The organism is Acinetobacter sp. V2 (genome assembly GCF_001188385.1).
Lineage (GTDB): Bacteria > Pseudomonadota > Gammaproteobacteria > Pseudomonadales > Moraxellaceae > Acinetobacter > Acinetobacter oleivorans.
In genome coordinates this window covers 1430467-1434700 of record NZ_JZFB01000001.1, presented here as the reverse complement: position 1 = coordinate 1434700, position 4234 = coordinate 1430467, and the positions used below count along the sequence as shown (strand labels likewise).

Here is a 4234-nt window from a genome sequence, read left to right as displayed (position 1 = left end):
AAGCCGATGGTGGTGGGGCAATCGGGGTGGTGAAAATACAATAATGAAAATGATAACTCAATTGCAAAACCGCTTTGATCAGTGGGTTGAACAGATCGTTCAATATTTGGATCGCTTAACTGTACGTGAACGTATTATGGTGGTCTTTACTACAATCTTTGTCGTCGTGGCTATTGTAGGAGCTTCACTTTGGAAAATGCATTCTTTAGCAGAGCAGCAACAGCAACGATTAAATGATTTAAAAGATTTGATGGTATGGATGCAGAGCAATGCGGTTACCATGAAACCCGCAAATGAACTTGAGTTGGGTCAATCGGAAAAAATTCAACGTGTAGCTCAGCAACAAGGCTTAACGGTCACTTCTCAACAAAATGGTGAGCAGTTACAAATTGTTGTTACTCATCAGAATTATGCAATTTTAGCGAACTTTTTAACCCAGCTTGCACAAATGGGCTTAAGTATTCAAAAAATGGAAATGGTTTCAAGTGACGGACAGATTAAATTAACAGCGACGGTTCAATAACATATTAAAATATGGTGTTCTTAAGCATGGTGTTTTGTGCTGCCTGTGCCTATAATATGCCTACCTAAAATCAGTAGATTGTGATTGGTATGTTATATTCACTTGCTCGCCCGATGTTGTTTAGTTTAGCACCAGAGCGTGCCCATGAATTAACATTATCTATGCTTGATAAAGCACATAAGTTCGGCCTGCTACGCCAGAGCGTAGAGTCAAAACCAACAACCTGTATGGGAGTTGAATTTCCAAATCCGGTAGGTTTGGCGGCTGGACTTGATAAGAATGGTGCACATATTGATTCTTTAGCCGGATTGGGTTTCGGTTTTATTGAAATTGGAACAATTACACCGCGTCCTCAGTCGGGTAATCCACAACCGCGATTGTTCCGTATTCCTGAAGCTAAAGCCATTATTAACCGCATGGGTTTTAATAATGATGGTGTTGATAAGCTTGTTGAGAATGTCAAAGCTTCAAAATTTAAAGGAATTCTAGGCATTAACATTGGTAAGAATGCAGATACGCCTGTAGAAAAGGCTGTTGATGATTACCTGATTTGTCTTGAGAAAGTTTATAACTACGCCTCTTATATTACTGTTAATATCTCATCTCCAAATACTAAAAACTTAAGAAGTTTACAAAGTGGCGATGCATTAACTGAATTATTGCAAACATTAAAAGAAAGACAACTTGAGCTTGCCGAGCAATATAACCATTATGTTCCTTTAGTTTTAAAAGTTGCACCTGATTTAACAGTTGAAGATGTTGAGTTTATTGCAGCACAATTATTGCAATTTAAGATTGATGGTTTAATCGTTACCAATACGACTTTATCTAGAGACGGTGTAGAAAACCTTCCTAATGGTAACGAATCGGGTGGATTATCAGGTGCGCCTGTTTTTGAAAAAAGTACCGAATGCTTACGTTTGTTTGCCCAAACGTTAAAAGGACAAATCCCGTTGATTGGCGTGGGTGGAATTTTGTCGGGTGAACAAGCAGCAGTCAAACAGCAAGCTGGAGCAACATTAGTACAAATCTATAGCGGATTGATTTACACCGGTCCTATATTAGTAAAACAATGTGTTGCAGCCATGACTTAAGTGAATATGAACACAATTGATATCATTATTCTGATACTTTTGCTCATTGGGGGGCTAAACGGTTTGCGACAAGGATTTATCAAAGCCTTTGCGAACTTGGTAGGATGGATCATTGCATTAATTATGGGTGCAAAATATGCTGTCCTTCTTGCGCCGTCCATGTCTGGTTTGAGTCATGATCCGGTTGTTCAAAAAATTGCAGCTTTTGCATTTATAGCACTTCTGATCATTGTTTTAACATGGATCGTCACTGCATTTTTAAATGGCCTCTTGAAAAGCCTGAAATTGGGGCCATTAAATCGTTTAGCAGGTGGTGCTTTTGGTTCCTTAAAGGGCTTGTTGGTTGTGTTGATTACAATGCAAGGCGTTGGGCCTTGGGTTGAAAGTTCACCAAATTGGAAACAGTCCGTACTTATACAATTTTTACTGCCTTATGCACCTTTAGCGACCGAATTGTCTAAAGATGCTGCAAGTGAGGCATTTCATCAAATAACATCTGGAGGTAGTGCATCAAGCACCCCTTCAAAACCAATGGACGAATCGGAAGATTTAGAAAACCGATCCGACCATTCGACAAAGAATCCTTTTTATTAATTCCTAGCTTGTCTGCGAGGTTGCTATGTGTGGAGTTGTTGGTATAGCCGGTAAATCGCCAGTGAACCAAATGTTGTTTGATGCTTTAACGATGTTGCAACATCGTGGGCAAGATGCAGCTGGAATAGTAACCTGCCATGAAGGCCGTCTTTTCCTTCGTAAGGATAACGGTATGGTGCGTGATGTTTTTCATACTCGTCATATGAGAGCATTACTTGGTAATTATGGTATTGGCCATGTACGTTACCCAACTGCTGGTTCTGCTAGCAGTGCTGAAGCACAACCATTTTATGTGAACTCACCTTACGGTATTACGCTTGCACATAATGGTAACTTAACCAATGCCGAAGATATTCATGATGACCTGTTTAAAACAGATTTACGTCATATGAATACAGATTCTGACTCAGAAGTTCTTTTGAACGTATTCGCGCATGAGTTGCAAAAGAACGGTACTTTAAATCCTACACCAGATGATATCTTTCACACAGTTTCTCGTGTACACGAGCGCTGTCTAGGTGCATATGGCGTAGTGGCAATGATTACTGGTCATGGTTTGGTTGGTTTCCGCGATCCAAACGGTATTCGCCCACTGATTTATGGTTCACGTATGACTGAAAAAGGCGAGATGGAATACATCATCGCTTCTGAATCAGTTGCTATTACAGCACTTGGTTTCAAAATTGAGCGTGATATTGAACCAGGTGAAGCAATTTTCATCAATTCAGAGGGTGAATTGTTCTCAAGACAATGTGCAGCTAATCCAAAATACCGTCCATGTATTTTTGAATATGTTTATTTTGCACGTCCTGATGCCATTATTGACGGAATTTCAGTTTATAAAGCTCGTTTAAAAATGGGTGAAAAACTTGCCCATAAAATTTTACGTGACTGGGGTGAGGACCACGATATTGATGTGGTTATTCCAATTCCGGATACGAGCCGTACTTCAGCATTAGAACTTGCAAATATTCTAGGTGTGAAGTTCCGTGAAGGTTTTATGAAAAACCGTTATATCGGTCGTACCTTCATTATGCCAGGTCAGCAACAACGAAAAAAATCAGTACGCCAGAAATTAAACCCTGTAGAACTTGAGTTTAAAGGTAAGAATGTTTTACTGGTTGATGACTCAATTGTACGCGGTACAACCTGTAACGAAATTATCCAGATGGCACGTGATTCTGGTGCAAAAAAAGTATACTTTGCGTCAGCAGCACCAAAAGTGATGTATCCAAACGTTTATGGTATTGATATGCCTGCTAAAGCTGAGCTTATTGCTTCAGAACGTAGTGTAGAAGAAATCCAGGAAATTATTGGTGCTGATCGTTTAGTTTTCCAAGAATTGGAAGACTTGAAAAATGCTGTACGTACTAGCAAAGTACCCGATCTAACTGAGTTTGATTGCTCAGTGTTTGATGGCGTTTATGTAACAGGCGATATTGATGGTGCTTATCTAAATAATTTGGAGCAGAAGCGTAATGATTCTGCTAAAAAGAAAAAAGATGGCTACATTGATGTGAATGTTGACGCTGCTTCTGTCGATTTAACAGGCATTAAAGAAGAATAGAAATAGCTGAAAAAAGCGGGTGTTTCCCGCTTTTTTCTTTTATGATGAAAACTAACAATGTAATTGGGAATATTTACATTGAAAGAAGTAAGCCACTATCTAATCGAAAATAAGAATATGGCATGGTCCATCACTATGTGTTTGGTTGCTGTGCTGCTTACTATTTTTATCTTAAATTTAATTTTAGGTTTACTCGTCCATTTTTTTGATTATAGTCAGCCCATCTGGTGGCATACCTTAAGTCCTTATTTCGTCGCGCTATTGCTTTTTATTATGGTTTGGTCGGTAGTTACTGAACTTTATATCTTGCGTAAAGGTGGACATTCTTTAGCAAAACAACTGAAAGCGCGTCGTTTAGTAAAAGAAGAAAGTACGCCAGAAGAGCTTGAAGCATTAAAAATTACTGAATATTTGGCGCAAAATTTTTCACTTAAAGTTCCAACCTTATATGTTTTA

The 4234-nt window shown here is 38.9% G+C and carries 4 protein-coding genes and 1 pseudogene; all 5 read left to right on the top strand.

Annotated features, from left to right (window positions below; genetic code table 11):
- Positions 1-43: 43 nt before the first annotated feature.
- Positions 44-523: a type II secretion system protein GspM gene (gene gspM, locus UC75_RS06565; RefSeq protein ID WP_049837084.1), complete on the top strand. Its 480-nt coding sequence runs from the start codon at positions 44-46 to the stop codon at positions 521-523.
- Between the two features lie 89 nt (positions 524-612).
- Positions 613-1617, top strand: coding sequence for a quinone-dependent dihydroorotate dehydrogenase (locus tag UC75_RS06560; RefSeq protein WP_049837083.1), 1005 nt, complete (start codon positions 613-615; stop codon positions 1615-1617).
- Positions 1618-1623: 6 nt separating this feature from the next.
- The gene (locus UC75_RS06555; RefSeq protein ID WP_049837082.1) at positions 1624-2211 is read left to right on the top strand and encodes a CvpA family protein; all 588 of its coding nucleotides are present in this window, start codon (positions 1624-1626) and stop codon (positions 2209-2211) included.
- A gap of 25 nt (positions 2212-2236) precedes the next feature.
- Entirely contained in the window at positions 2237-3778 is a 1542-nt protein-coding gene (purF, locus tag UC75_RS06550) for an amidophosphoribosyltransferase (protein WP_049837081.1), read from the top strand.
- A 78-nt stretch (positions 3779-3856) separates the two neighbouring features.
- Positions 3857-4234: pseudogene (locus UC75_RS20500) on the top strand (peptidase M48); the annotation flags it as partial.

What these genes read in the sequence shown, in the direction of transcription:
- gspM (WP_049837084.1), top strand. Translation starts at nt 44, where the DNA reads ATGAAAATGATAACTCAATTGCAAAACCGCTTTGATCAGTGGGTTGAA.
- UC75_RS06560 (WP_049837083.1), top strand. Translation starts at nt 613, where the DNA reads ATGTTATATTCACTTGCTCGCCCGATGTTGTTTAGTTTAGCACCAGAG.
- UC75_RS06555 (WP_049837082.1), top strand. Translation starts at nt 1,624, where the DNA reads ATGAACACAATTGATATCATTATTCTGATACTTTTGCTCATTGGGGGG.
- purF (WP_049837081.1), top strand. Translation starts at nt 2,237, where the DNA reads ATGTGTGGAGTTGTTGGTATAGCCGGTAAATCGCCAGTGAACCAAATG.